This is a genomic window from Candidatus Accumulibacter sp. ACC003 (assembly GCF_907163085.1).
Taxonomy (GTDB): Bacteria; Pseudomonadota; Gammaproteobacteria; order Burkholderiales; family Rhodocyclaceae; genus Accumulibacter.
This window is the reverse complement of sequence record NZ_CAJQTX010000007.1, coordinates 302,280-329,036: the sequence shown is the minus strand read 5'-3', so window position 1 is coordinate 329,036 and position 26,757 is coordinate 302,280. Positions and strand designations below refer to the sequence as shown.

At 62.0% G+C, this 26,757-nt stretch carries 21 protein-coding genes and 1 tRNA gene; 10 read left to right on the top strand and 12 right to left on the bottom strand.

Annotated elements, in window-relative coordinates:
• The first annotated feature begins 39 nt into the window (after positions 1-39).
• The 10 genes from QZ656_RS16850 to QZ656_RS16805 all read left to right on the top strand — a co-directional run bounded on the left by QZ656_RS16850 (position 40) and on the right by QZ656_RS16805 (position 13,849).
• Positions 40-1,242: a DegT/DnrJ/EryC1/StrS family aminotransferase gene (locus QZ656_RS16850; protein ID WP_291994477.1), complete on the top strand. Its 1,203-nt coding sequence runs from the start codon at positions 40-42 to the stop codon at positions 1,240-1,242.
• Positions 1,242-3,443, top strand: coding sequence for a GNAT family N-acetyltransferase (locus tag QZ656_RS16845; RefSeq protein ID WP_291994476.1), 2,202 nt, complete (start codon positions 1,242-1,244; stop codon positions 3,441-3,443). Before QZ656_RS16850 ends, QZ656_RS16845 begins: the two co-directional genes overlap by 1 nt.
• A gap of 341 nt (positions 3,444-3,784) precedes the next feature.
• Positions 3,785-5,095, top strand: coding sequence for an HD domain-containing phosphohydrolase (locus QZ656_RS16840; RefSeq protein ID WP_291994475.1), 1,311 nt, complete (start codon positions 3,785-3,787; stop codon positions 5,093-5,095).
• A gap of 24 nt (positions 5,096-5,119) precedes the next feature.
• Positions 5,120-5,686 carry a response regulator gene (locus QZ656_RS16835; protein WP_291994474.1) on the top strand — a complete coding sequence of 189 codons (567 nt, stop codon included), beginning with the start codon at positions 5,120-5,122 and terminating at the stop codon, positions 5,684-5,686.
• Positions 5,687-5,940: 254 nt separating this feature from the next.
• Positions 5,941-7,083, top strand: a complete 1,143-nt coding sequence (locus tag QZ656_RS16830; protein ID WP_291994473.1) for an ATP-binding protein — start codon at positions 5,941-5,943, stop codon at positions 7,081-7,083.
• Positions 7,080-7,343 carry a hypothetical protein gene (locus QZ656_RS16825; RefSeq protein ID WP_291994472.1) on the top strand — a complete coding sequence of 88 codons (264 nt, stop codon included), beginning with the start codon at positions 7,080-7,082 and terminating at the stop codon, positions 7,341-7,343. The genes QZ656_RS16830 and QZ656_RS16825 overlap by 4 nt, the downstream gene beginning before the upstream one ends.
• Positions 7,343-11,533 (top strand): PAS domain S-box protein, encoded by a 4,191-nt coding sequence (locus tag QZ656_RS16820; RefSeq protein WP_291994471.1) that lies wholly within the window; start codon positions 7,343-7,345, stop codon positions 11,531-11,533. Before QZ656_RS16825 ends, QZ656_RS16820 begins: the two co-directional genes overlap by 1 nt.
• A 16-nt stretch (positions 11,534-11,549) precedes the next feature.
• Positions 11,550-11,918 (top strand): response regulator, encoded by a 369-nt coding sequence (locus QZ656_RS16815; protein WP_291994470.1) that lies wholly within the window; start codon positions 11,550-11,552, stop codon positions 11,916-11,918.
• Positions 11,915-12,526: a chemotaxis protein CheC gene (locus QZ656_RS16810; RefSeq protein WP_291994469.1), complete on the top strand. Its 612-nt coding sequence runs from the start codon at positions 11,915-11,917 to the stop codon at positions 12,524-12,526. The genes QZ656_RS16815 and QZ656_RS16810 overlap by 4 nt, the downstream gene beginning before the upstream one ends.
• Complete coding sequence (locus QZ656_RS16805; protein WP_291994468.1) at positions 12,527-13,849, top strand: ATP-binding protein; 1,323 nt, start codon at positions 12,527-12,529, stop codon at positions 13,847-13,849. It abuts the gene before it with no gap.
• 130 nt (positions 13,850-13,979) lie between these two features.
• On the opposite strand, the gene QZ656_RS16800 is transcribed toward QZ656_RS16805, so the two are convergent.
• From QZ656_RS16800 to QZ656_RS16745, 12 genes are all read right to left on the bottom strand, one after another.
• Entirely contained in the window at positions 13,980-14,360 is a 381-nt protein-coding gene (locus QZ656_RS16800) for an EAL domain-containing protein (protein WP_291994467.1), read from the bottom strand.
• Positions 14,361-14,494: 134 nt separating this feature from the next.
• Entirely contained in the window at positions 14,495-16,732 is a 2,238-nt protein-coding gene (locus tag QZ656_RS16795) for a DUF3369 domain-containing protein (protein ID WP_291994466.1), read from the bottom strand.
• Positions 16,733-17,308: 576 nt separating this feature from the next.
• A tRNA-Pro gene (locus QZ656_RS16790) sits at positions 17,309-17,385 on the bottom strand.
• A 39-nt stretch (positions 17,386-17,424) separates the two neighbouring features.
• A complete protein-coding gene (locus QZ656_RS16785; protein ID WP_291994465.1) occupies positions 17,425-17,796 on the bottom strand; it encodes a MerR family transcriptional regulator in 372 nt (123 codons plus the stop codon).
• Positions 17,780-18,082, bottom strand: a complete 303-nt coding sequence (locus QZ656_RS16780) for an integration host factor subunit alpha (RefSeq protein ID WP_034915708.1) — start codon at positions 18,080-18,082, stop codon at positions 17,780-17,782. Before QZ656_RS16780 ends, QZ656_RS16785 begins: the two co-directional genes overlap by 17 nt.
• 11 nt (positions 18,083-18,093) lie before the next feature.
• Positions 18,094-20,469 carry a phenylalanine--tRNA ligase subunit beta gene (gene pheT, locus QZ656_RS16775; protein WP_291994464.1) on the bottom strand — a complete coding sequence of 792 codons (2,376 nt, stop codon included), beginning with the start codon at positions 20,467-20,469 and terminating at the stop codon, positions 18,094-18,096.
• A gap of 50 nt (positions 20,470-20,519) precedes the next feature.
• Positions 20,520-21,566 (bottom strand): phenylalanine--tRNA ligase subunit alpha, encoded by a 1,047-nt coding sequence (gene pheS, locus QZ656_RS16770; protein ID WP_291994463.1) that lies wholly within the window; start codon positions 21,564-21,566, stop codon positions 20,520-20,522.
• A 52-nt stretch (positions 21,567-21,618) separates the two neighbouring features.
• Complete coding sequence (gene rplT, locus QZ656_RS16765; RefSeq protein ID WP_291994462.1) at positions 21,619-21,978, bottom strand: 50S ribosomal protein L20; 360 nt, start codon at positions 21,976-21,978, stop codon at positions 21,619-21,621.
• Positions 21,979-21,989: 11 nt separating this feature from the next.
• A complete protein-coding gene (gene rpmI / locus QZ656_RS16760) occupies positions 21,990-22,187 on the bottom strand; it encodes a 50S ribosomal protein L35 (protein WP_291994461.1) in 198 nt (65 codons plus the stop codon).
• A gap of 146 nt (positions 22,188-22,333) precedes the next feature.
• Positions 22,334-22,855 carry a translation initiation factor IF-3 gene (gene infC, locus QZ656_RS16755; RefSeq protein WP_366522189.1) on the bottom strand — a complete coding sequence of 174 codons (522 nt, stop codon included), beginning with the start codon at positions 22,853-22,855 and terminating at the stop codon, positions 22,334-22,336.
• A 32-nt stretch (positions 22,856-22,887) separates the two neighbouring features.
• Positions 22,888-24,804 carry a threonine--tRNA ligase gene (gene thrS, locus QZ656_RS16750; RefSeq protein WP_291994460.1) on the bottom strand — a complete coding sequence of 639 codons (1,917 nt, stop codon included), beginning with the start codon at positions 24,802-24,804 and terminating at the stop codon, positions 22,888-22,890.
• Between the two features lie 419 nt (positions 24,805-25,223).
• Positions 25,224-26,510, bottom strand: coding sequence for an IS1380 family transposase (locus QZ656_RS16745; protein ID WP_291992695.1), 1,287 nt, complete (start codon positions 26,508-26,510; stop codon positions 25,224-25,226).
• Between the last annotated feature and the right edge of the window lie 247 nt (positions 26,511-26,757).

The following is a 26,757-nucleotide window of genomic DNA, read 5'->3' as shown; positions in this document are numbered from 1 at the left end:
GTGCTCGAGCGGCCTGGCCGGCGCCGGGCAAGGTCTGCTTTGAAATTCCTGCGCTTCGATCCCGGGTCTTGCTGTTTTCCGAGTCCGCTGGTTTCGCCCTTGCCTGAGACGCCCGCCTGGCCATCGCCCGCGCGCTGGTCCACGCCGCCCGCCCGCTACTCCTCGGCGAACCATTTCCGTCATTTCACGCGCGGCCGCTATGCGCTGCGCGAAGCGTTCAGACTGGCCGGGATCGGTCGCCACGGCGTGCTGCTGGCGCCAGCCTATCATTGCGTCACGATGCTCGACCCGGCGCTGGCGCTGGCTGCGGACATCCATCTCTACCCCCTTCAGGCCGACCTGTCACCAGACCAGGCGGCACTGGAAAGCCTTCTGGCGTCAATTCAGAAACCGGTCAAGGCGCTGCTCGCCACGCACTACTTTGGCATCGCGCAGGACTTCTCGCATTTGAAAGCGTGGTGCATCGATCACGACATCGCCTTGATCGAAGACTGTTCGCATGTACTTCTTACGGAGCGCTTCCGCGCCTCGGGCACCGGCATTCATGGCCATTTCGTAACAGCCAGCCCTTACAAGTTTTTCGCGTGCGCCGATGGCGGATTGCTCTACGCCGCTGACGCGCAGCGCCTCGACCCGGTGGCAACGACACCAGCACCGTTGATCGAAGAGTTGAGAGGCCTCAAGAACGCTGTGGAACGAAGTCGAGGCAGAAAACTCCCGTCCGGCAGCAGCCCTTCGATCGACGAGCGGCTTGAGTTCCTGAGCGCCAGGAAGCTGGACCTGGGTAAGGACCCGTTGATCGACCGCGATGGCCCGTCTTCCCTTTTTTCGGTGGCAGCAGCCACCACGAGTTCACTGCGCAGTTCTCGGTTTGTCGTTGACCATTCGTCGATCGACGACAATATCCGGCGCCGACGCGAGAATTACCAACGCTGGCTGCGAACCGTTGCCGCCGTCCCCAACTGCCACGCGCTATTCCCGATGTTGCCGGCAGACTGTACGCCCTATATGTTCCCCTTGCATATCGACCATCCAAACCCTCACTTCCATTGGCTGAAGCATCTCGGCGTGCCGATCTGGCGCTGGGACGAGATGGCCAGCTCGACCTGCGCGATCTCTCTGGACTATCGCCTGCACCTCCTCCATTTGCCATGCCATCAGGCGCTGACCGAAAGTCAAATGGATTGGATGACGGCCGCCTTCGAAAAAACCCTGCGTCACGTTGCCAAGGGAGTTCAGTGATGGGGTGGGAGATCCACAACGCCAAGACTACGTTCGCGAAGTTTGCGGACGAGTGGGACCAACTGAATGCCCGCTTATACGACTCCCACCCATTTGCTGACAGTCGTTTTCTCGGAGCGCTGTTGGATCATTTCGGCGACGGCAGCCAGTTGCTGTGCGTTCACCGAACAGGCGATCGCCTTTCGGGTGGCCTGATCCTTCAATCATGTGGACTTTGGCGGTATTCGAGCTTTCGTCCTTCGCAAAGACAGGCGATGGTCGTCCTGCTGGAAGACGCTTGCCTGCTTGCAAGCCTGCTGCCCGCGCTGCCAAGACTCACGTGGACGATCGAACTGTACGCGGTGGACCCGCGCTATGCGCCAGACCTCTCCAGCGTGACCTTGCCGCTAATCATCGAGGCACAGGCGCGAACGATCGGGATCGAGCTGGCTAACGGGTTCCCGGCTTACTGGGAAAAGCGCCCAAAGAAACTCGCTGCGAACATTGCTCGCTATTTCCGGCGAACGGAAGCCGAGTTCGGCGCTGATCGCGTGACAAGACTGATCGACGCGGCAGAAATGGACACCGGAGTAGGCCGTTTTGGCGCCATGGAGAGCGCCGGCTGGAAAGGTCAGGCGGGCACCGCCGTTTCGCGCGACAACGAGCAAGGTGCATTTTATCTCGACATCCTGCGGCGCTTTGCGTTGACCAACCAGGCCGCAGTCTACGAATTTCATATTGGTGACCAGCTGGCATCGTCGCGCCTGGTGATTTCCAACGACCGCATGCTGATCTTCCTGAAAACAACCTACGACGAATCGCTGGCACGCTTTGCCCCCGGTCGGCTGCTGCTGTACCGCGTCATCGAAGAGCAGTCCGCACTCAATTCCAGGCAGGCCATCGAGTTCTACACCAATGCCACCAGCGATCAAAAGGAGTGGGCCTCCTTCGCCTGCACCGTTCAGAACGTCCAGATCTTCCGGGGCCCCCTGAATGCGGCGGCGTTCTCGGTGCTGCGGGCCTGGCGGCAGAACCTTCAAGACATCAGGAACAGGGCATCAGCGGGTGAGTCGATAAGCAGCAATGTTGTACAGTGCAAGGACATCGAAGGCTTGCAGGAATATGACCTTGGCGAGTTCGCGGCCGAAGACAACTTCCAGGCGTCGACCGGCTGGTTCAAACTCCTGGAAAAACAGGTATTCCCGTCCGATGCGGGTGTGCGCTATTACTTGACCGCCGAAAAGAAAAATCCCCGGGTGATCCTGCCCGTACGATTGACGACCAGGGGAGTGGTCAAGAGTATCGAGTCACTAAGCAACTACTACACCGCGCTCTATGCGCCACTGCTGAGTCGAGAGGGCGACCCACTCGATCTGCAGAAGCTGCTCGCCGCCGCAGTGCACGACCACGGGAGTGTCCATGTGATCCGTTTCTCACCCATGGACCCGGAATCGGCAACGTACAAGGGGCTGCTCAGTGCCCTCAGAGCGAACGACTGGATCCCGTTCCAGTTTTTCTGTTTCGGCAACTGGTTTCTGAGGGTTGAAGGCAGCTGGGAAGACTACCTGAAAAAGCGCAGTGCCAACCTGCGCAGTTCGCTCAAGCGACGATGCAAGCGCTTTGCGGCTGAAGGAGGAACGCTTGAGGTGGTAACGACCATCGATGACAGCGAACAATGCATCGCGGCGTTTCAGGAAGTCTATTCGGCGAGCTGGAAAGTCCCCGAACCCTATCCCGAATTCGTGCCATCGCTGATCCGTCAACTCGCCACAGCGGGCATGCTCCGTCTCGGTATCGCCCGGCTAAGCGGGCGTACCATAGCGGCCCAGCTGTGGATCGTAGACAAGCAGAAAGCGAGCATCTACAAGGTGGCGTACCACGGCGATTTTGCCTCGTACTCGCCCGGAACGGTGCTCACCGCACACGTCCTGCAGCACGTCATCGACCTTGATCACGTCGCTGAAGTGGATTTCCTGATCGGCGACGACAAGTACAAACGATTGTGGATGAGCGATCGCCGCGAGCGCTGGGGAATCGTCGCCTACAATCCCGCCACGATCATCGGATTCGCTTTGCTGACCGTTGAGGTCGTCGGTCGGACGATCAAGACCGTCAGCACAGCGATCGGCCTCGGGCTGTCGCCAACCGGCTCGATCGGCAAGACTGTGGCGGCCGGCAGGAATGCCCTGAGCCGCATCGTTAAGCGCCGCCCGGCTGAATAGCAGCGACGGCGACGGTACTGCAAGCCGGCGCGCGGCCGGCTGCTCCGACTCATCGAAGCACGTCGCCTGCGCAGACCCATTCAAGCGCATCAACGAATGAGGTACAGTGCGATGTCGGGAAGGCCATTACCGTCTGCGGACACTGGCGCTTGCCGCGCACCGTGGTCACTCCTTCGCCGAGCAGGCGGCAGGCCAAGCGTGCGGACTTGCGCTGTCGTCGGGATCCCGCCGGCGCCGGCGAGATGGTCGTAGCATGCACGTCGAGAACACGCTCAGCAAGCGTAGCCCCTTGCCCGTCGCGTACCGGCCCACGGCAAACCTGATATGAATGGCGCGAGAAAATGATCGAACAAACTTCGCCGGCAAGCCCACAGACACTGCTCCTGGTCGACGACGAGCCGTCGATCCTCAGCGCCTTGCGACGGCTGTTCCGCCCCAGCGGCTATCGCATCCTGACCGCCGAGAGCGGCGCTGCCGGACTCGAACTACTCGGCAAGGAAGACGTCGACCTGGTCATTTCCGACATGCGCATGCCGGAGATGGACGGTGCGCAGTTTCTTGAACAGGTCCGTGCCGGCTGGCCTCGCGCCATCCGCATCCTGCTCACCGGTTACGCGGACATCGCGTCTACCGTCAATGCGATCAACAAGGGCGAGATCTACCGCTATATTTCCAAACCCTGGGACGACAACGATATTCTTCTAATCGTCCGCGAAGCCCTGGAACGCCGGCAGCTGCAGAATGAGAACAGCCGGCTTCTGGCCTTGACGCAGACCCAGAACGAAGAGCTCAAATCACTCAATACCGGTCTCGAGGCGCGGGTCAGCGAACGCACCGCCGAGCTGGAGCAAGTCGTTGGCTTCCTCAATGTCGCCAATGAAACGCTCAAGCAAGGTTTTCTGGTTTCGATCAAGGTCTTTTCGTCGTTGATGGAGCTGCGCGAAGGGTCCGCCGGCGGCCACGCCCGCCGCGTCGCCGACATGTCGCGCAAACTGGCTATCCGCCTTGAACTCGACGCCAAGGCGCAGCAGGATATCTTCGTCGCCGGCCTGCTCCACGATATCGGCAAGATTGGCTTCTCCGATGCGATGCTTGCCAAGCCGGTACCGAAATTGAACCCCGAAGAATTGGGACGTTACCGCAAGCACAGCCTGGCCGGTGCCAATGCCCTGCTGCCGCTGGCCGATCTGAAGAGCGTCGCCGACCTGATCCGTGCCCATCACGAACGCTTCGACGGCCAGGGTTTTCCCGACGGAATCGTTGGCCTGGGAATCCCGATCGGCGCGCGCATCCTGGCGGTCGCCAACGACTACGACGGATTGCAGATCGGCACCCTGTCGGAGAAACGCTTCAACGCCGACGACGCCAAGAGCCTGCTGGTGAAATCGCGCGGAAAACGCTACTGCCCGACGGTCATCGACGCTCTCCTGGAGATCCTTGGCGCGCCGCGCGAAGAAGCCGGCCAGACCTTGCGAGTTCCGGTCGACAAGCTCAAGGTCGGGATGGTCCTGGCGCGCGATCTGATGGCGCGTGACGGCACCCTGCTGCTGGCCACCGACTACCTGCTGGACGCCAACCTGGTTCGCGAGATTCAAGCCTACGCGCGGCGCGAGGACTTGCCTCTCGTGCTGCATGTCCGAACCGAAACCTAGCCACGTCAGGCGAGGAACCCGGAAATGACCCGCATTCTGATCGTCGACGACGAAGAGAACATTCTAAAATCCTTGCGCCGACTACTGGCGACGACGCCCTGCTCGGCGGCCGGCAAGGTCTTTCAGCTCACCGTCGATACCTTTGCTGACCCCTTGCAGGCTCTGGAAAGCGCCTTCGGTACGCCGTACCACCTGGTCCTTTCCGATTACCGCATGCCAGGTATGAACGGCGTCGCCTTTCTCAAGGAGTTTCGTGAACTGCAACCGAATGCAGCGCGGCTGATTCTTTCCGGCTACGCCGATCTGAACGGCCTGATCGCGGCGATCAATGAGGCCGGCATCGTTCGCTTCATTGCCAAACCGTGGAACGATTACGAACTGGTGACGACCATCGCGCAGGCGCTGGCGTTTCAGGAACTGCAGTACGAAACGGAGAAACTGGCCGACGAAGCGCGACTGCAGCAAGGCAGTTGCAGCGCCGAGGATTTCGAGCGCAAGCGTCTCGAAGCGCTGGAGCCCGGCATCACGCGCGTCCGTTGGGGGCCGGACGGCTCGGTCTTGCTCGAACCCGATTCGCTGAAGCGCGACTGAGACGCCCGCAAGGCTTGCCCCCTGGCGGCGCGAAAAGGCGCACAGGTCGGCTGCTAAGAGCGTATCGTTCGCAGACACGGTCGCCGAGGCAGCGCAGGCGGCGGGCGTTGCCGAAAGGCGCGACTCGCCGTGAAAAATGCCTGCTCCTTGAGGCGCGCTTCCTAACACCTAGCCATGGGCTTGCTGTGGACGAGACACCGGCTTCCTTTTCTAATCACGGACTATCCCTGGCTGCCTGGCTATCGCCAGCGGACTTGGCGAAGCTGTGTGCTTCGCTGAGCGTGCTGCTCGATTCTCCGGTCGCGCTCCAGGACCTGGCCGGCACCGTAATCGGCGGTGCCCGTGACCTGCCGGCCGACGCGCGAGTCGAGCTGCGACTCGAAACCGAGCTCATCGGCTACCTGCAAGCGCCGCAGGCCGCAGCGGCGGCGTGCCAGGCAGCGAGCAAGCTGATCGCGCAACTATTGCGCCGGGCGCCACACGGGCTTGCAGCCGCCGCCGACAGTGCCGACACGCCCGTGCCTGCCGAAACGCTGCCACGGCACAGTGGCGAGCTGGCGGAGGCGAAATACCAGGAACTATGCGCAGAAATGGACGACCGCGTCGCCGCGCAGGTGAAACTACTCGACGAGCGGCAGCGGCAATCGTACCAGGCGGAACGCCTCGCCTCGGTTGGCGAACTGGCAGCCGGCGTGGCGCACGAGATCAACAACCCGATCTCTTTCGTGCGCAGCAATCTGCGCACGGCCGACAGCTACCTCGGCAAATTCCATGACCTGGTGGCTGCGGTCAAGACGCTGCCGGGCGGCGAAACACTGGTCGCCGCCGCCGACCTCGACTTCATCCTCGAAGATTTTTCAGACTTGCTGCGCGACAGCGTTGGCGGCGTCGATCGCGTGGCGCGAATCGTCAGCGACCTCAAGGGTTTTTCCAATATCGACAAGCCCGAGGAGGACGTCGTCGACGTCAACCAACTGCTGGGCTCGGCGTGCAAGATGGCCGAAAAGAAGCTGCTGCCTGGCGCCAGGCTGGTCTGCGAGCTGCGCCCCCTGAAGCCGCTCCTGTGTTTGCCGGGCCATCTTGCGCAAGCATTTCTGGCGATACTCACCAACGCCGTCCAGGCCATCGAAGGCAAGGGAGCGAGCGGCGAGCTGCGGGTCGAAAGCCGTTTCGACGGCCAACAGGTGCTTATCGTCGTCAGTGACAACGGTGTTGGCATCGAGCGCGACTCGCTGCCGCGCGTTTTCGATCCTTTCTACACGACGCGGCCGGTCGGCAAGGGAACCGGTCTGGGACTGACCGTGACGCGTGACATCGTGCGCGCCCACGGTGGCGAGATTGAGTTCGACAGCGTGCCGGAGATCGGCACCACGGTCACCGTCAGGCTGCCGGATTGACCAAGGAGCAGCCAACGACTGTCCGCCGCAAGCGGCATCGGCTCGCCGATCCCCTGCTACAACTGGCGCTGGCCTGGGTAAGCGCCTTCCTCGTCGGCTGGCCGCTGATCCAGATTGCCGGCGCGCGGGGCACGGTCGCCATGTACCTCTACGTCTTCGCCACCTGGAGCGCCCTGATCGTGCTCAGCCATGCCGTCTCGCGCAGCCTGCGCCGCAGTCGGCGAGCAGACGGCAGCGACGACGATCCGGTGGACGACTGATGCTCGAGCACAGCTTCTCGCCATTCTGGCTGCTGGTCGCTATCCTGGCCTACATCGCCCTTCTCCTGGCGGTCGGCGCGTGGGCCGAACGGCGCGCCGCGCAGGCTCGCCAGGGAGCTGACCGGGGGTGGATATACGCTCTCTCACTGACCGTCTATTGCACCTCATGGACGTATTTCGGCAGCGTCGGCAGCGCGACCAACAACGGCATGCTCTACGCCACGATCTATCTCGGCCCGACGCTGGTGATGCTCGGCTCGTGGCAGGTCGTACGACGCATGATTCGCCTGCGCCAGCGCTACCATTTCGCCAGCGTCGTCGACCTGATCACGCAGCGTTATGGTCATTCGGTGAGCATGGGGGCGTTCATTACCGTCATCCTGCTGCTTGGCATGGTGCCCTACATCGGCCTGCAACTACGCGCCCTGGTGGAATCGTTCGCCGTCGTCAGCGGCCTGCAGCAGGATCATGCGCCGGCGGGGCTTTGGCAATTTTCCGACGAACTGATCGTCGTCCTGGTCGCCGTGCTCACCGGCGTCTTCGGGTTGCGCCGGGTCGATACGCGTGAACGCCAGCACGGACTGCTGGCGGTGCTGGCCGTCGAATCGCTGGTCAAACTGCTGGCCTTTGTCGCCGTCGGCGTCTTTGTCACCTGGGGTCTTTTCGACGGCTTTGCCGACATCCTGGCGCGCCTCGAAGCCGACCCCGTGCTGCGGCAGCGCTTCGTAGATGCGCCGCTGAGCGGCAACACCTACGTCACCTGGATGACCTACCTGGTCCTCTCGATGTCGGCGATCGTCTTCCTGCCACGGATGTTCCACGTGATGATCGTCGGCGGTCACGATGAGCGTCATCTGATGACCGCGATGTGGCTGTTCCCGCTCTACCTGCTGCTGATGTCATTTTTCGTATTGCCCATCGCGGTCGGCGGACTCCTCCTCGACTACCCCAGCGCGGCGGCAGACTGGCTGGTGATTCGCTTACCGTTCGACCACGGCGGCCCGGTCCTGACGCTGCTTGCCTTTCTCGGCGGTTTTTCGGCGGCGCTGGGAATGATCATGGTCGCCTGCACGACGATGGCGATCATGTTCTCCAACCACGTCGTCCTGCCACTGATCGACCGCGGCGGCGTCGGCGAGCACCTGCGCAGCGGTTTGCGACCGATCCGCTGGGCGGTGGTCTTTCTGATGCTGGCGGCGGCGTACCGCTTTCAGGAAGGCCTGGCCAACAGCTACTTGTTAATCCAGATGGGTCTGATCTCGTTTGCCGCGGTGCTGCAGTTCGTTCCGGCCGGCATCGGCGGCCTCTACTGGACGCGCGGCAACAAGCTTGGCGCCTGGTGGGGGCTGGCGCTGGGCTGGGCGACCTGGGCGTATACGCTGCTCTTGCCGGCCGTCGTCCGCAGTGGCGTCGGCAACGCGGACTGGCTAGGCGCCGGACCCTGGGCGATCGAATTCCTGCGGCCCGAAGCGCTATTCAGCCTGGAACTGGGGTCGCCGTACGCCAACACCGCTTTCTGGTCACTGCTGTTCAACGTCAGCGGCTACGTCGTCGGCTCGCTGCTCGGTGATCAGAGCAATGAAGAATCGGCGACGGCGCACGTCTACGCCAGAGCATTCGGCAAGCAGCGGCGACGCGCAGACGACCACGGCGGCGAATTGCGCATCGCTTGCGCGACGGTACGCGGCCAGATCGAAAGTCTCTTTTCGCGCTACCTGCCCGCGCACGAGGCCGCGCTGGCGATCGAACGTGTGCAACAGGGTGCGTTTACCGATGGCAAACGCAGCCTTTCCGGCGCGCGCTATCTCGAACTGGCAGCCCGTGCCGAGCGCACACTGGCCGGCACGATCGGCGCGGCGATGGCGCGCAAGGCGGCCAGCGAAACGCTGCGCCTGAGCGACGCCGAGACCGCGGAGCTGCACGCCACGCTCGCCAGCCAGCTTGCCGAACTACAGGTCACGCCACGGCAACTGCGCGAGCAGGTCGACTTCTTCCGCTCGCTACAGACGATGAGCGACACGCATGCGCTGGCCATGGGCGAAAAGATTGCCGCGCTCGAAGACGCTGTGCGGGCGCGCGATCTCGCCGATGCCGGCCAGCGCGAGAGCGAACAGCGCTTCCGCTCGCTGGCCGACAGCGCGCCGGTGATGATCTGGATGAGCAGCGACGCCGATGACCAGTGCTACTACAACCGCGCCTGGAATACCTTTACCGGGACGACCGCCGACGAACACACGCGAGCGGCATGGACACTGGTCATTCACCCGGACGACCGGGCGCCCGCGCTGACCCTGATCGACGAGGCGAAGGAGCAACGGACCGGCGGCGAACGCGTCCTTCGTTTTCGCCGGACGGACGGTGAATACCGGCAGCTACGGGTGCACGTCCTGCCGCGCTATGCCGCCACCGGCGCTTTTCTGGGAATCGTCGGATCGGCGGTCGACGTCTCCGACCTGCTCGCCGCCGAACAGACGCTGCGCCGCAGCAACGAACAACTCGAGGCGCTGATCAGCGAGCGAACCGGGGCATTGCAGCAATCGTGCAGCGACCTGCAGGAGCGCGAGCACACGATTCGCACGATCACCGATTCGGCTCAAGACGCGGTGGTGATGGTCGACGACCTGGGCCTGGTGTCGTACTGGAACCCGGCGGCCGAACGCTTGTTCGGCTGGACGCCAGCCGAAGCTCTCGGCCAAGGGCTCGCCGACTTCTTGTTGCCCGAGCGTTTCCGCGCCGCGCACCTGCTCGGCTACCACCGTTTCCAGCAAGGCGCGGCGGGAACTATGCTCGGCCGCAGCAGCGAAGTCATCGCGCTGACGCGAACAGGCGCCGAAATAGCGGTCGAGCTATCGCTGTCGTCGACGACACTGAAGGGCAAGCGGTACGCCATTGGGCTGCTACGCGACATTACCGAACGTCAGCAGGCGACCGCCGCACTGCGGCGCGAAACGACCTGGTCAGAAAGCATCATTCGTTCCGCCCCGACCTTGATCCTCGGTCTTGGGCGCTCCGGAGAGATCGTGCTGTTCAACGACTACGCCGAGAAACTGAGCGGCTTTGCTCGCGACGAGGTAATCGGCAAGAGCTGGAGCGAGCTGTTCATCCCGCCCGTCGATCGACATGAGATCGAGGCGATCATCGAGCAGGCCATCGAGAGCGGCGAAGTCGTACCGTTCAAGGAGCACCCAATCCTTGTCCGCGACGGCTCTGAGCGTCTGATCAGCTGGCACTCGCAGGTGATGCATGAAGACGGCGAGGCAAAATTGATTCTTTCCTTCGGCGTCGACGTGACCGAGCGCCGCCGTGCCGAAAGAGATCTGGAGCGAAATTTCCACGAGCTGAAGCTGCTCAACCAGCGTCTCGAAGAGGCACAGAACCAAGTACTGCAGTCGGAGAAGATGGCGTCGATCGGCCAACTGGCGGCCGGCGTGGCGCATGAGATCAACAACCCGGTGGGCTTTGTCAGCTCGAATCTCCAGACGCTGAAGACCTACAGCCAGCAGATGCTGCAGCTACTCGAGGCGTACGGGGCGGCCGAAGCGCTGATCGACGATCGCTCGACACTGGCCACCATCGCCGAGCTGAAGCAGGCGCTCGACCTCGAGTTCCTGCTCGAAGACCTGCCGGCGCTGATCCGGGAAAGCGAGGACGGCCTGCTTCGGGTCAAGAATATCGTGCGTGACCTGAAGGGCTTCTCACACGTCAGCGAATCGGCATGGCAGGCGGCTGATCTCAACGCCGGACTCGAGTCGACGCTCAACGTGGTCTGGAACGAGGTCAAATACAAGGCACGCGTAGAAAAAAACTACGGCCAGCTACCGCCCGTCGAATGTCTGGCGGCGCAGCTCAATCAGGTGTTCATGAACCTGATCATCAATGCCGTTCACGCACTCGACGAAAGCCGCGGCATGGGAACGATCACGCTATCGTCGGGTCATCAGGACGACTGGGCCTGGGTTGAAGTCAAGGACAACGGGCGCGGCATGAGCGAGGACGTACAACGGCGGATCTTCGAGCCGTTCTACACCACCAAGCCCGTCGGCCAGGGCACTGGACTAGGAATGTCGGTATCTTATAGCATCGTGCACAAACACCACGGTCGCATCGAGCTCGAATCGATGCCTGGAAGCGGCAGCCGATTCAGGGTCTGGATACCGATCAAGCACCGTGCCGTGGAAGAATTGGAATAACGCAAGGGAGATGGCAATGTCGCTTTCGGTTCTCGTCGTCGACGATTCAGCAATGGCCCGCAAGATGTTGATTCGCGCACTGCCGCCGGCTTGGGATATCACCATCACGCAAGCCGCGAATGGCGTCGAAGCCCTGTCGCATTACCGTCAGGGCGGCGTAGATGTCATCTTTCTTGACCTGACAATGCCGGAAATGGACGGCTATCAGGTCCTCGAAACGCTCCGGCACGAAGACCTCAACTGCCTGGTGATCGTCGTTTCGGCGGACATTCAGGCGGCTGCACAAGCGCGCGTTCGCGCCATGGGCGCGATCGCTTTCCTAAAGAAACCGGTCGACCCCGTCGAAGTCAGGGCGGTGCTCAAGGAATACGGACTCGTGTTATGACTATGGACTTCATCAGCGACGATCAACGCGAGGCCTTGCAGGAGGTCGCGAACATCGGCATGGGGCAGGCCGGCGCGTCGATCGCCCAGGTGCTCGGTGAGTTTGTCGAACTCTCGGTGCCACAGATCAGAGCCGTGGACGCGGCCGAGATCCCCGCCGCGCTGGTAGCGCTGGCCGGTGACGGCATCGCCTCGGCGGTCCGCCAGGCTTTTCTCGGCGAATTGCGCGGCGAGGCAATTGTCATTTTTTCGGAGCATTCGGCGCACGACCTCGCCGAACTGATGAGTTACGGAGACGCCCTGGACGCGCCCGCCAGCCGGGAATTGCTGCTCGACATCAGCAACGTACTGGTCGGCGCCTGCCTGGGCGGCATTGCCGAACTGCTGCGTGCCGAGATCGGCTTTTCGGCGCCGTCGCTGCTCGCTGACCAGGTATCCACCCACCAACTGCTTCAGGCCGAAGCGATCGCTGCCCGCTGCGCACTGCTGGTCGAAGTGCGCTTTGGGCTCGAACGACGGGTCTTCCGCTGCCATCTGATCATCCTCATGGCGGAAGACGCCGTCGCCGCTCTGCAGCGCGCGCTCGACCGCTTCATCGAGGAACTCTGAGTGACGCTGCCCGCCGCCGCCGCCACCTCTTCGGCGCTGCTCGAATCGCTGGTCGAGCGCATCGACGTCGGCGTATTCGCCGTCGACCGTGCCGGCACGGTAGCGCTCTGGAACCGCTTCATGGCCGTGCACAGTGGCAAGTCGAGCACCGCGATGCTCGGCCAAAACCTGTTCGCGATGTTTCCGGAGTTGCCGCGGGCCTGGCTGGAGAAGAAGCTGGAAAGCGTCTTCGTCCTCGGCAACAGCGCCTTCACGCTGTGGGAACTGCGGCCCTACCTGTTCCGCTTTCCCCACGACCGGCCGATCACCCGCGGGCTCGATGCGATGCGCCAGAACGTCACCTTCCTGCCACTGCGCGTTGCCGGCGGCGAGATATCGCTGGTCTGCGGCACGATCTTTGACTACACAGAAACGGCGATTGCGCAGTGCCGCCTGCACGAGGCGATTGCCGCGTTGAACACGGAAAAAGCCGCGCAAGGCGTCCTCATCGGCAAACTTGAAGCGGCCCAGAATCAGCTTTTGCAGTCCGAAAAAATGGCCTCGATCGGCCAGTTGGCGGCGGGTGTTGCGCACGAAATCAACAACCCGGTCGGCTTCGTCAACTCCAATCTGCAGAGCCTGAAGAAGTACTGCGAACAGATGCTGCACTTGATCACCACTTACCAGGCGGCCGAGGCGCAGATCGCCGATAGCGAGTTGCTGGCGCGTATCGCCGGATTGAAACAGACGCTCGATATCGACTTCCTGCAGGAAGATCTGCCCGAGCTGATCCGGGAAAGCGAGGATGGTCTGCTGCGCATCAAGAAGATCGTCGAGGATCTGAAGGACTTTTCGCACGTCGATGAATCGGAGTGGCAGTACGCTGACCTCAATGCCGGGCTGGACTCGACACTCAACGTGGTCTGGAGCGAGGTCAAGTACAAAGCCACCGTCGACAAGAACTACGGCCAGCTACCCGCCGTCGAGTGTCTGGCGGCGCAGCTCAACCAGGTGTTCATGAACTTGATTGTCAACGCCGCGCAGGCGGTCGATGAAAGCCGTGGCATGGGCAGCGTCACCCTGAGCACCGGCCATCAGGACGAGTGGGTCTGGGTTGAAGTCCGCGACAATGGTTGCGGCATGAGCGAAGACGTCAAACGGCGGATCTTCGAGCCATTTTTCACCACCAAACCCGTCGGCAAGGGGACGGGACTCGGCATGTCGGTATCGTACAACATCGTCGAGAAACACCACGGCCGCATCGAGATCGACTCGCACCCCGGCCAGGGTAGCCGCTTCAGGGTTTGGCTACCGGTCAGCCAGCCGGCAGCGACCGAGCCCTGACGACGGCGACCGCACGGGGCCTCGCTGGCAGCCGGGCCGGCGATCGTGCGCCGGCAATCCGGGAAGCGCATGCCGCCTGCCTACCGACTTGCCGCGCAGCCGATCGGTCTGCGGTGGGCGGAGCGGGCACTCAATAAGTGTCGCTCCAGGGCGCCGCCCTGCCAAAGAAGTAGCCCTGCGCATAATCGACGCCCACTTCGCACAAACGGTCGACGACCGCCTGGCTGGCGACGCATTCGGCGACCGTCTCGATTCCCAGCGCATGACTCATCTCGTTGATCGCGAAACACGCCCGCTGTGCTGGAAAGCGGTGGTCGGTAAACTGCCCTTCGATCAAGTCGACGAAACCTTCGTCGCTCAGCGAATTGGCCGAGAGGTTGATCGCCAGCATGGCGTCGGCCCGACCGATGCCATTTTCGTACTCCAGAAAAGCGTTGCGGATCACCCAACGATCAATGGCGGCCATCAGATCGTAGCGCTCGGCTGCCGGAATGAAAGCCGCCGGCAGCACCACAGTTAACCTGTTTGCGGCCGATTGCCCTCGTCCACGACTCGCAGCAGAGCCTCGTAACGAACCGCTCGGAAGCGTTTGCCGACCGCGCCGAGGGTTTCGCTGTGGCGCCGAAGCGTCTCGGGATCGTCGTGCTAATAGACGTGAACCCGGTTGCGACCCAGTTCCTTGGCCATGTAGCAGGCGGCGTCGGCGCGGGCCAGGAGCTGCGCGGTGTTGCAGGTTTCCGCGGTGATTGCGACCAGGCGAATACTGACGCCGATCTGATAGCTCTTGCCTTCCCAAATGAAACGGTGCTGTCGAATATTCCGTACCATCTCCTGCGCGATGAGCTGCGCGCGCTCCAGCGGACAATTCTCCTGCAGCAGGGCAAATTCGTCGCCGCCGATTCGCGCCAGGGTATCGCGATCGCGGACCATGCCGGCCAGAATGGTGATGATTTGCTTGAGCAGTTCATCGCCGGCGGCATGCCCGGCACTGTCGTTCACGACCTTGAACTGATCCAGGTCGAGGTAGCACAGAATGTGCCGCGCACCGTGCTGCTGGGCGCTGCCGACCGCTCGTTCCAGTCGCCGCTCGAACTCGGGTCGATTGATCAGGCCGGTCAGCGCATCGTGGGTGGCGTCATGCGCCAACTGGCGCGTCAGCTGGCGCGTCTGGGTGACGTCGTGGAAGACCAGCACGGCGCCCAGGGTCTGGCCATCTCGCCCACCTATCGGCGCCGCCGAATCGTCGACTTCGTATTCGCTGCCGTTGCGCCCGAGCAGTACGGAGCGATTCGGCATGCTCACCACGCGCCGCTCCCGGAGGCAGCGCTGCACGGGATCCGGGACGGTTTCGCGAGTCTGCTGGTTGACGATCCGAAAGACGTCTTCGACACGCTGGCCCTTGGCGTCAGCCTCGTTCCAGCCAGTCAGCGCCTCGGCGACCGGGTTCAGATAATCGACGCGCGCCCGCGCATCAGTCGTGATAACCGCGTCACCGATCGAATGCAGGGTGACCTGCGCCCGCTCCTTGGCTTCGAACAGCGCCAATTCGGCACGCTTGCGCTCGGTAATCTCGATGCTGACTCCGACCAGTTGCTCGATCTGCCCCGTGGCGATGGTGATCGGCGCCTTGATGACGTGGAACCAGCGGCTCTCGCCGCTCGGATCAACCAGTCGCAGTTCACGCTCTAGCCACTCCTGCTGCCCGTCAAGGATCGCCTGGTCGTCGCCAGCCAGCGTACGCACCGCTTCAGCATCGGCAAGAAAGTCGGCGGCGCAGTGCCCGACCATCTCCTCGACGGTCCGATGAAGACTCGCCGCAAGACTGCGGTTGGCCAAGCTGATCCGACCCTGCCGGTCAATGACAAAAATGAAATGCGGATCGGCGTCGATGACCGTTCGCAGAAAGGAACGCTGCTCTTCGATTTCCGTCTGCGCGCGTACCAGACGCTCAAGCAGATGAACGTTCCGAAAGCAGGCCGCGATGCTGCCCAGGAAGACGTCGAGCAGCGCACGATCGAGCGCCGCCAGCGCCGCTCCGGATTCCAGAAAAATCGCCACCTCGTGGTCGACCGACGCGCGCAGGTACAAGACTGCGCAATCGCCAAAGACGTGCTGTCGGCGTGTCACAGCGGCCAGCACAGCCTTCGCGACGCGCCTCTCCGGGACGCCGCTCAACGCCAGCGCAGCACAGCCGGCATGGCGGCCGGCGGCACCAACCACCTGCCACTCGGCGGCGGCACGGCCGGGCGCCTCCCACCGGCTGCAGACCAGGCCATCGACCGGCAACTTCAGCAGGGCCGCCAGTTGCTTGAGAACGCTATTGGCCAGACTGACGATGTGGTGTTCCTCGATCAACTCGGCGGCCGCGTGCACGATCAACTCCAGGCCGCGCCGCTGCTCGGCAATGGCATGTAGTTGCTGGTACGAGCGCAGCGCCGTGCTGACCACGGTGATCAGACGGGTGTGCGTGAGTTCGCCTTTGCTGCGATAGTCGTTGATGTCATATTTCTCAATGACCATCAACTCGGGCGCGTAGCCCGGCTCACCGGTGCGCAGGATCAGCCGGCATTCGACCAGTCGCAGGTGGTCACGTATGTAGCCGACGAGTTCGAGTCCGGCCTGCGCCGTCTCCATGACCACGTCAAGGAGCGCAACGGCGATGTCGGGGTTCGCCGCCAGCAGCGTACGCGCTTGCGTACCGCTGTAGGCGTGCAACAAGTGCAGTGGCCGGCCAAGAACCTGGCGGTCGTGCAAGACCAGCCGCGTAACGCTGTGCACCTCCGGATCGTCGTCGACAACCAGCAACTTCCACGGCGGTAGCGCGCTTGAAAGCGTGCTCGGCGAGTCGGCGTCGTTCGTCCAACAAAGCAATTCATCGTTCATCGGGGGGAGGTTCCTGGGCCGGTCTGGCGAGTGCTATCCGAGGCACGACCGGCTGTTCTTGGGCGATTGCCGGAAAATAAGATACCGGATGCTGCCGGGCTATCGATCGTCTTCAAAGCGCAACCGCACGCGCACAGTCGAAGCAAGTAACTGTTGTCGCGACACGCAAGACGGGCGAAAAGACCAGCACCTGGATATGGCATTTGACAGATATCTCCTTGGCGTGGGCCGGCGCCGAACACCGAGGCAAACGCTTATTCGGCGCCACACGATAGCGGGATTATAAGCAATGTGCGAACGCGAACCGCCGCCAGCCGCTGGCGGCCACGCGGCCAGCAGCTGGCCGAGCCAGCCTGGGGGATCTGGCGACATGGGCCAAGCGGCGCACCCTGACGGGCAGCGACCGATCGCCCTGAAAACGTCGAATCCCGACATCAACGGCTGTCTGCAGGTGGCCCGGGCGAAAGGGAACAAGGCGGGCTTTTGCGCTCAGCCAAGGCCTCGCGCCGCCGCTCCTGAAAACAAAAAACCGGCCCATGGCCGGTTCTTCGGTTCTTCTTAACTACTTGTTTTTGTTGGTCGGGGCGCCGGGATTCGAACTCGGGACCCCTTGCACCCCATGCAAGTGCGCTACCAGGCTGCGCCACGCCCCGACAACCCGCGAATTATAACCGAAATCCCGCGGCCAACGCTCAAACGCGCAGCATTTCTGCGATGCTCAACAGCTCGACGCGCAGCACTTCGTCAGTCAGCGCCGACGCGCGGGGAGTAAGCGCGGGCTCAGGCTCGGCGTCGCCAAGACGATTGCGCGCGCCACTGATCGTAAAACCCTGACTATAAAGAAGCTCACGGATCCGACGTACCAGAAGAACTTCGTGATGCTGATAATAACGGCGATTGCCTCGGCGCTTGACCGGCTTGAGCTGCGCAAACTCCTGCTCCCAATAGCGCAGGACGTGCGGCTTCACGCCACACAGCTCGCTGACCTCGCCAATCGTGAAGTAGCGCTTGGCCGGAATTGCCGGCAATGGCTCATCGCCGTTGTCTCTAGGACTGGCTTCCATCATAAGCGTGCTCCACTTCGGCCTTCAGTTTCTGGCTGGCATGAAAAGTAACCACTCGTCTTGCCGTGATCGGAATTTCTTCGCCGGTCTTGGGATTTCGGCCGGGCCGCTGCGGCTTGTCGCGCAGCTGAAAATTGCCGAATCCCGACAACTTGACGCCGTCGCCACGCTCCAGCGCATTCCGGATTTCCTCGAAAAAAGCCTCGACCATATCCTTGGCCTCGCGCTTGTTGAGGCCAACTTTCTCGAACAGCAAGTCCGCGAGCTCTGCTTTGGTAAGCGTCATTCCCCCCCCTCTCAGACGCGAAGCTGCGCCGCGAACGCCTCTTGCAGATAAGCCAGCAACTGTTGCATGGCGGCATCGACTTCGGCTTCCTGCAATGTTTTTTGAGTATCTTGCATCATTATGCGGAAGGCAAGGCTTTTCTTGCCGGCGTCGACACCGCGCCCGACATAGACGTCGAACAGACTGATTTCTCGAACTATTTTCGGGCGATTGACGGTCATCGCAGCGATCAGCTGCTGCAACTCAAGCGCCTGATCGACGACAATGGCCATATCCCGAATGACAGGTGGTTGCCTGGAGACTTCACCGTAGCGTGGCAGCGTCGCCAGGACAACGGCATCAAGTTCGAGTTCGAAAAGCACCGGCGCCAGCGGCAAATCATATTTCTGCTGCCACTGTGGATGCAACTCGCCAAGGAAGCCAATCGCCTGGCCATCGACCAGAACGCGCGCACTTCGCCCGGGATGCAGGGCCGGATGATGAGTCTTCTCGAAGCTTGCCTGGCGCGGCGCGAGGAGTTGTTCCAGGTCGCCCTTGAGGTCAAAGAAATCGACCTTGCGCGCCGCAACTCCCCACTGCTCGGGCAAAGCCGTCCCGTAAGCCAGGGCGGCCAGCTTCCAGGGTTGCCGAAAGCCGGCAACCGGAGCGCCTTGCGGGTCGCGGCCGAAGCAACGCCCGGTCTCGAAAAAGCGCGCCCGACTCTGCCGACGTTTGAGGTTGGTGGCGACGTTGGCGAGCAGACCACCAATCAGCGTCGAACGCATCACGCTCAACTGACTGGCAATCGGATTGGCCAGACGAATCAGCGCGCCGTTGTCGGCAAAATCGCGTTCCCACGCCTCTTCGACGAAAGCGAAGTTCACCACCTCCTGATAGCCGGTGTCGGCGAGAAGCTGCCGAATGCGCGCCCGCGACCGCGATTGCTCGGTCTGCGGCAGCATCGACAACAGGCCCACCGGCGTCGGCGACGGAATGTTCTCGTAGCCATGCAGCCGCGCCACCTCTTCGATCAGATCTTCCTCGATTTCGAGGTCAAAACGATAGCTTGGCGGGGTGACGATGAAATCGTCCTGATCCTTGACAAACGACAGGTCGAGGCGCGCCAGCAAGTCGCCGATACGCTCACTGCTGAACGTCAGGCCAAGAACTTTGGCGACCCGCGCTGGACGCAGACGAACCGAGCATCGCGCGGGCAATTCGGCCAGACCTTCGCTCACCGGCCCGGCCTGGCCGCCACAGATGTCGAGCATCAGGCGCGAAGCGCGTTCGAGAGCGCGGCGGCTACCGCCAAAGTCGACGCCACGCTCGAAGCGATGCGAGGCGTCAGAGACAAAGCTGTAGCGACGCGCGCGCCCGGCAATCGCCTTCGGCGCAAAGAAGGCGGACTCGAGGAACACCTCGGTGGTCGCCAGGCTGATGCCGCTTTCTTCACCGCCCATGATCCCGGCCATTGCCACCGGGCCGCGCTCATCGCTGATCAGCAGTACATCCGGCTGCAACTCCAGGGTCTGCTCGTTGAGCAGGGTGATCTTTTCGCCGGCCTGCGCCATGCGCGCATGAATGGCGCCCTGCAACCGGCTATTGTCGAAAGCGTGCAGGGGCTGGCCAACTTCGAGCATCACGTAGTTGGTGATGTCTACCAGCGCTGAAATCGGACGGATACCGCTACGTTCGAGGCGGCGACTCATCCACGTTGGCGTCGCCGCGCGGGCGTCGACGCCGACAATCACCCGCCCGCAGTAGCGCGGACACGCTTCTGGAGCATCCAGAACGACTTCGCGCTGACTGTCGATCGTCGCTGCCACGGTCGCGACCTGGACAAGACGCGCCGGCGTTCCGGTCAGCGCGGCGACCTCGCGAGCAACGCCTTCCAGCGACAGGCAGTCGGCCCGATTTGGCGTCAGCTTGAGGGTCAGCAGGCGATCGTCGAGGTCAAGATGGCGACGGATATCGACGCCCACCGGCGCGTCGGCGGCCAACACCAGCAAGCCCGCTGCATCGTCCGCCGTGCCGAGTTCCTTGGCCGAGCACAACATCCCCGAAGACTCGATGCCGCGCACCTTGGCGATCTTGATTTGCAGGCCGCCGGGCAGTTCGGCGCCGGGCAAGGCACACGGAACCTTGATGCCGGGCGCGGCATTCGGCGCACCGCAGACGATCTGCAGAGGCTCGCCCGAACCGACGTCGACCCGGCAGACCTTGAGGCGATCGGCGTCCGGATGCACGCCGACCTCCAGCACCTGCGCGACGACGACCTTGTTGAAGGGGGGGGCAACGGTCGCCTCTTCCTCTACCTCGAGACCAGCCATGGTCAACAAGTGCGAGAACTCATCGCCCGCGCAAGCGGGATCAACGAAAGTGCGGAGCCAGGATTCAGAGAATTTCATGAGTACAACATATCAGGTGGAATCATTGTCAGACGCATCGTCAGGCGCGCTCAGGCGAACTGTCGCAGGAAACGCAGGTCGCCGTCGTAGAACAGGCGCAGGTCATTGATGCCATAGCGCAGCATCGTCAAGCGATCCGGCCCCATGCCAAAAGCAAAACCGAGATACTTCTCGGGATCGATGCCGACGTGCCGCAAGACGTTCGGATGAACCATGCCACAACCGGCGATCTCCAGCCAGCGGCCCTGCAGCGCGCCGCTCATGAAAGCCATGTCGATCTCGGCCGATGGTTCGGTGAAGGGAAAAAACGACGGACGGAAGCGCACCTGCAAGTCGTCGCTCTCGAAAAACCGACGCAGGAAGTCGGCAATGACACCTTTCAGGTCGGCAAAGCTGACGCTCTGACCAACCCACAAGCCCTCGACCTGATGGAACATCGGCGAGTGCGTGGCGTCGGAATCGACGCGATAGACGCGCCCCGGCGCGATCACGCGAATCTCGGGCATGTTTTCCGCGCCGGCATGCCGCGCCAGGTGCGCCTGCATGTAACGGACCTGGATCGGGCTGGTATGGGTGCGCAGCAGCACGCCTGGCGCGACCCCGCCGGCCTCGTCCTGCAGATAGAAGGTATCGTGCATCGAACGTGCGGGATGATCTTCGGGCGTGTTCAGCGCCGTGAAGTTCTGGAAGTCAGCCTCGATTTCGGGACCATCGGCGACGTCGAAACCAATCGAGCGGAACAAGGCCTCGATACGTTCCAGCGTCCGCGTCACCGGATGCAGGCCGCCAGCTGACTGGCCACGACCCGGCAGGGTGACATCCAACGCCTCCTCGGCCAGCCTGGCGTCCAACGCCATCCGGCGAATCGCCTCACGACGCGCGTTGAGCACCGATTCGACGGCGCCTTTGACCCGATTGATCGCCGCCCCGGCGGCCTTGCGCTCGTCGGCCGGCAGTTTACCCAGGCCCTTGAGTAATTCCGTGACCTGACCGCTCTTGCCGAGGTAACTGGCCTTGATCTGCTCGAGGACGTCGGGGTCGTCAGTCGCCGCAAAGGCGACCGACGCCGCTTGGACTATGTGATCGAAGTTGTGCATGGTTCACCGAAAAAAAGGAGGCTGACGCCTCCTTTCTTGACGCTCATCTGCTTCAGGCGTCGAGTTGAGCCTTGGCCTGTCCAGCCAGAGCAGCGAAGGCCGGCTTATCGAAAACCGCCAGATCAGCCAGGACTTTGCGATCGACTTCGATCTGCGCTTTCTTGAGGCCATTCATGAAGGTGCTGTACTTCATGCCGAGTTCCCTGGCCGCCGCGTTGATACGGGCAATCCACAGACTGCGGAATTGGCGCTTGCGCTGACGGCGGTCACGGTAAGCGTATTGACCGGCCTTCATCACCGCCTGCTTGGCGACGCGATAGACGTTCTTGCGGCGGCCGCGATAACCCTTGGCGAGGGCGAGAATTTTCTTGTGACGCGCGTGCGCCGTTACACCACGTTTGACTCTGGGCATCTTTTATCTCCTCAAGCGTAAGGCAGCATGGAACGAACCATGGCCTTGTCAGCAGCATGCACTTCGGTCGTCCCGCGCAACTGGCGTTTCGTCTTGGTGTCTTTCTTGGTGAGAATGTGCCGCTTGAACGCATTCGCGCGCTTGATACGTCCGCTGGCGCTGACCGTGAAGCGCTTTTTCGCGCCGCTTTTGGTCTTCATTTTGGGCATTTTTATGCTCCATTTATAAACATGCTGGCAGGTGTCTCCCAACGGGAGCACTTCGAACCCGACACCACTTGTTTTTACTGCAAGGACTTGCTCATTCAAATACGAGTTGAATGTTTGAACCCACGATCACTGCGCCTTCTACTCTACTACTGCAGCTTCTTCTTGTTCGGGGTCAGCACCATGATCATTTGACGGCCTTCCATCTTGGGCATCTGCTCGACCACCGCGACTTCCATCAGGTCAGCTCTGATGCGCTCGATCTGACGCATGCCGATATCCTGGTGCGCCATTTCGCGCCCACGAAATCGCAAAGTAACTTTGACCTTGTCGTCTTCTTCGAGGAAACGCGTCATGTTGCGCAGTTTGATCTGGTAGTCGTTCTCGTCGGTACCCGGACGCAACTTGACTTCCTTGACCTGTACCTGCTTCTGCTTCTGCCGCTGCTCGTGCTGACGCTTCTGCTCCTGGTACTTGAACTTGCCGAAATCGACGATTCGGCAAACTGGCGGGCGCGCCATTGGGGCGATCTCGACCAGATCGAGCCCCGCCTCCTCGGCCAGCGACAACGCCTCCCTGGCACTCATGACCCCCAACGCCTCGCCCTCTTCCCCGACGAGACGGACTTCCAGTGCGTTGATTTCTCCGTTAACGCGTTGCGCCTTTTGCAGTGCGATGGTTCAGCTCCTTGTCTTGACAAAAGTTAGACCGTGCCACGTCGCGCGGCAACTTCGTCAAGAAGTCGCCCGGTTAGAGCCTCGATCGACATTTGTCCGAGATCCCCACCACCGCGTGTGCGCACGGCCACCAGGTTTGCTGCCACTTCCTTGTCGCCAACGACGATCTGATAGGGCAGCTTGTTCAAGCTATGTTCTCGTATTTTATAGGTAATTTTTTCGTTGCGCAAATCTGCTTCGACTCGCAGTCCGGCATGGCGCAGGCTTGCCGCCACTTGGGCGGCGTACGCGCCTTGCTTCTCGGAAATATTGAGCACTACGGCCTGCGTCGGCGACAGCCACAGCGGCATGGCGCCAGCATAATGCTCGATGAGGATACCGATGAAACGCTCCAGCGAGCCGAGGATCGCCCGGTGCAACATCACCGGAATGTGCCGCTCGTTGTCCTCGCCGGCATAGTGCGCGTCAAGGCGCTCCGGCAAGGCAAAATCAAGCTGCAGGGTACCGCATTGCCAGACCCGGCCCAGGCAGTCACGCAGCGAGAACTCGATCTTCGGTCCGTAGAATGCGCCCTCTCCAGGCTGCAGATCGTAGCTCAGACCTTTGGCAGCAAGGCCCTCGGCGAGAGCGACTTCGGCCCGGTCCCAGACCTCGTCCGAACCAATACGCTTGTCGGGCCGCGTCGACAGCTTGACGAGAATGTCGTCAAAGCCGAAATCGGCATAGACCTCCTGTAAGAGATCGATGAAAGCCGTGGTCTCCGACAAAACCTGCGCTTCCGTACAAAAGATGTGAGCGTCATCCTGGACAAAAGCACGGACGCGCATGATGCCGTGCAGCGCTCCGGACGGTTCGTTGCGATGGCAAGAGCCAAACTCGGCAAGCCGCAAAGGCAGATCGCGATAGCTGCGCAAGCCCTGATTGAAGATCTGGATGTGCCCGGGGCAGTTCATCGGCTTGATCGCGTAATCGCGGTTTTCCGACGCTGTCGTAAACATGTGCTCGGCGTAGTTCTCCCAGTGACCCGAACGCTCCCACAAGGAGCGATCCATGATCATCGGCGTCTTCACCTCGCTATAGCCGTTACGGTCGAGCAGGCGCCGCATGTACTGCTCGACTTCCTGCCAGATGACCCATCCCTTCGGGTGCCAGAAGACCATCCCCGGCGACTCTTCCTGCAGATGGAAGAGATCCAGTTGCCGACCGAGCTTGCGGTGATCGCGCTTCTCGGCCTCCGCGAGCATGTGCAGGTAGGCTTCCTGATCTTCCTTGCGCGCCCAGGCAGTACCGTAGATGCGCTGCAACTGCTCGTTGCGATGGTCGCCGCGCCAGTAGGCGCCGGCCAGCTTCATCAGCTTGAAGACCTTCAACTTAGCCGTCGACGGGACGTGCGGGCCACGGCAGAGATCGACGAAGTCGCCCTGGCGATAGAGCGAGACCTCCTGATTCTGCGGGATCGCGCCGATCAGTTCGGCCTTGTAGTGCTCGCCGATCGACTCGAAGAAAGCGACTGCGGCATCGCGCTGCCAAACCTCGCGGTGCACGGCAATATCGCGCCGCGCCAATTCGCCCATGCGCTTTTCGATCGCTGCCAGATCGTCGTTGGTGAACGGACGCTGATACGCGAAATCGTAGTAAAAGCCGTTGTCGATCACCGGGCCAATCGTCACCTGCGCCGTTGGAAAGAGTTCCTTGACCGCGTACGCCAGCAGGTGTGCGGTCGAGTGCCGGATCACTTCGAGGCCGTCCGCATCCTTCTCGGTGACGATCCCCAACTGTACGTCGCCGCTGATCGAGAAGGACGTATCGACCAGCCGGCCGTCGACCTTGCCGGCCAGCGCCGCACGCGCCAGACCCGCGCCGATGCTTTGCGCGACTTCGGCAACCGTAACCGCTTTTGCGAACTCCCTTGTCGAACCGTCAGGCAGTGTGACCACCGGCATAGCGAAACCCCAGCGTGAAAATTTAGAAAGCCACCGGAAAGGACCAATGGAAAAGCCAGAGCCCGGCTCTGGCTTGCAGGTGTGTGACGCGCGCCAATCCGACGCCGGGCGGGAACCGGCTACCACGGCCGCGAGCGCTGGATTCTAGCACACCCCCCCGGCGCAACAGCTAGCGTGAATGAACCCCAAATTCCGCGATTGGAATTCTTGCCGACCTGATGCCGGGGCTCTGCCCTACGCTGGAGCACCTCAAGGCGCGAGTTAGCCTGCGCCAGAGCGTGCTGAAGGTCGCTGAGCAGTCAAAAGCGGGACGAAAGGATCCCAATGGCATTGCTGACGCGAATTCTGGGCGAACCGATCCTCGCGCATCGCGGCGCGGGGGAGTTTTTTCCGGCGTGTCGAGAGAGAACGGGCGCTTGCTATGGAGGACTTGCCATGGCCTGCGCGAAGCTACGGGTGCGAATGCTGTGGAATAAGTCGACGGTGTCGCCGGCGACCTTCAACACCCATGCCCCGGCATGGCGCACGACCTTGCCCGGCAGATGAAACAGACGCCAGCGAACGGTAGCGACTTTGTGGCGTTGCCAGGCGGTGTCCAGGGCGGCCTGCTTGAACAGGACGAACAGGTTGTGGGCGATGACGCCGATGCGGAAAAAGGCGGCGTTGGCGGCAAACTGTCCGCAGGGCATGCGCTCCATGCCGAAGCCGATCTTCAGTTCCTTGATCCCGTTCTCGGAAGTTTCGCCGCGCTGGCGATACCAGATCAAGGTGTCTGCGGTCGATTCGACCCGATTGCTGACAATGACGTGGTATTTCGGTGCGTCGTCGAACAGCTCGGCCTGCCGTCGATATTTGACGACGATCAAGCGGAACGCTTTCCTGGTCTCGTTCATGCTGTGCAGCGTTTCGGCCACGGCACAGTCCGCGTAGGTTTTCCAGGCGGCTTCGGGGATTCCGGCAATGGCCTGTTGGGTCGCCCCATCCAGCCGTCCACCGATGGCGAAGGTCTTGCCGGTGTCTTCGCAGTAGTTGACGATGTCGGCCTGATAGCCGGCCGAGTCCAGGCGGACATGGGCAATGCGATGCCCTTTGGGCAGGCGTGCTTCGCACGCCTGAATGAATTCGAAGTTCTCTGTCGCCGGGGCGATATTGCCTTCCCGAAACTCGTCGAAGATCACGATACCGGCTTCAGCCAGATGCCCGATCATCGGCATGTAGCCTTGCTCTCCCTTGTACGTGTGCTGCGCCGCTTCCTTTTCGGCGACGATCTGCGAAGCGTCACCATCCAGCGTATGGGCGATGAGACCACTCTGCCGAAGCCGCGTCGCCACGACGCGTCGGTTGATGCGATCCAGCCCGGCAAGTCCGTCGCCGGCACCGGTGCGGCGCAGCCAGTCGCCTACGGCGTCGGTGCTGGGCAGCGCATCCTGCTTGAGGAGATGGCCCAGGGCGGCGTCGTTCTTCAGCGTCCGCAGGTCTTCCAACGAACGACCACCACCGGTCAGCATGAGCACCAGCGGGGTGACATAGGCACTGGCTTGATAGCCGCGCCGACTGCCGGGCTTGGGCATCTCCGTACCCAGCCACCGATTCAATCCCAAGCCGCGCACAAATTCGCCGAACAGCACCAGCCCGGCATTCGCCGTCAGCAGTTCGTCCGTCGCTTCAACCTTGAACGGAAGCACCGTTTGTGCCAGAGTTCCCATCGCCCCGCCTCCTTTGCTCTCCAAATAGGTGACTGTCTCAGTAACATCACTCTACCCAAGATCAAGGCTTGGCGGGGCATTCCCGCTATCTATTCAGATTGAATCGCGGAACCCGGGATGAACGGCTCCTTGGTCTGGCCATCCTTACTGCCGGCGATGAACGCGGTGATCGTCGGGCTGCTGCTCTACTCACCGTAATCGCGCTGATCGTGCTCGCCTGGCGCCATCGGCACCAAGGGCACGCCGA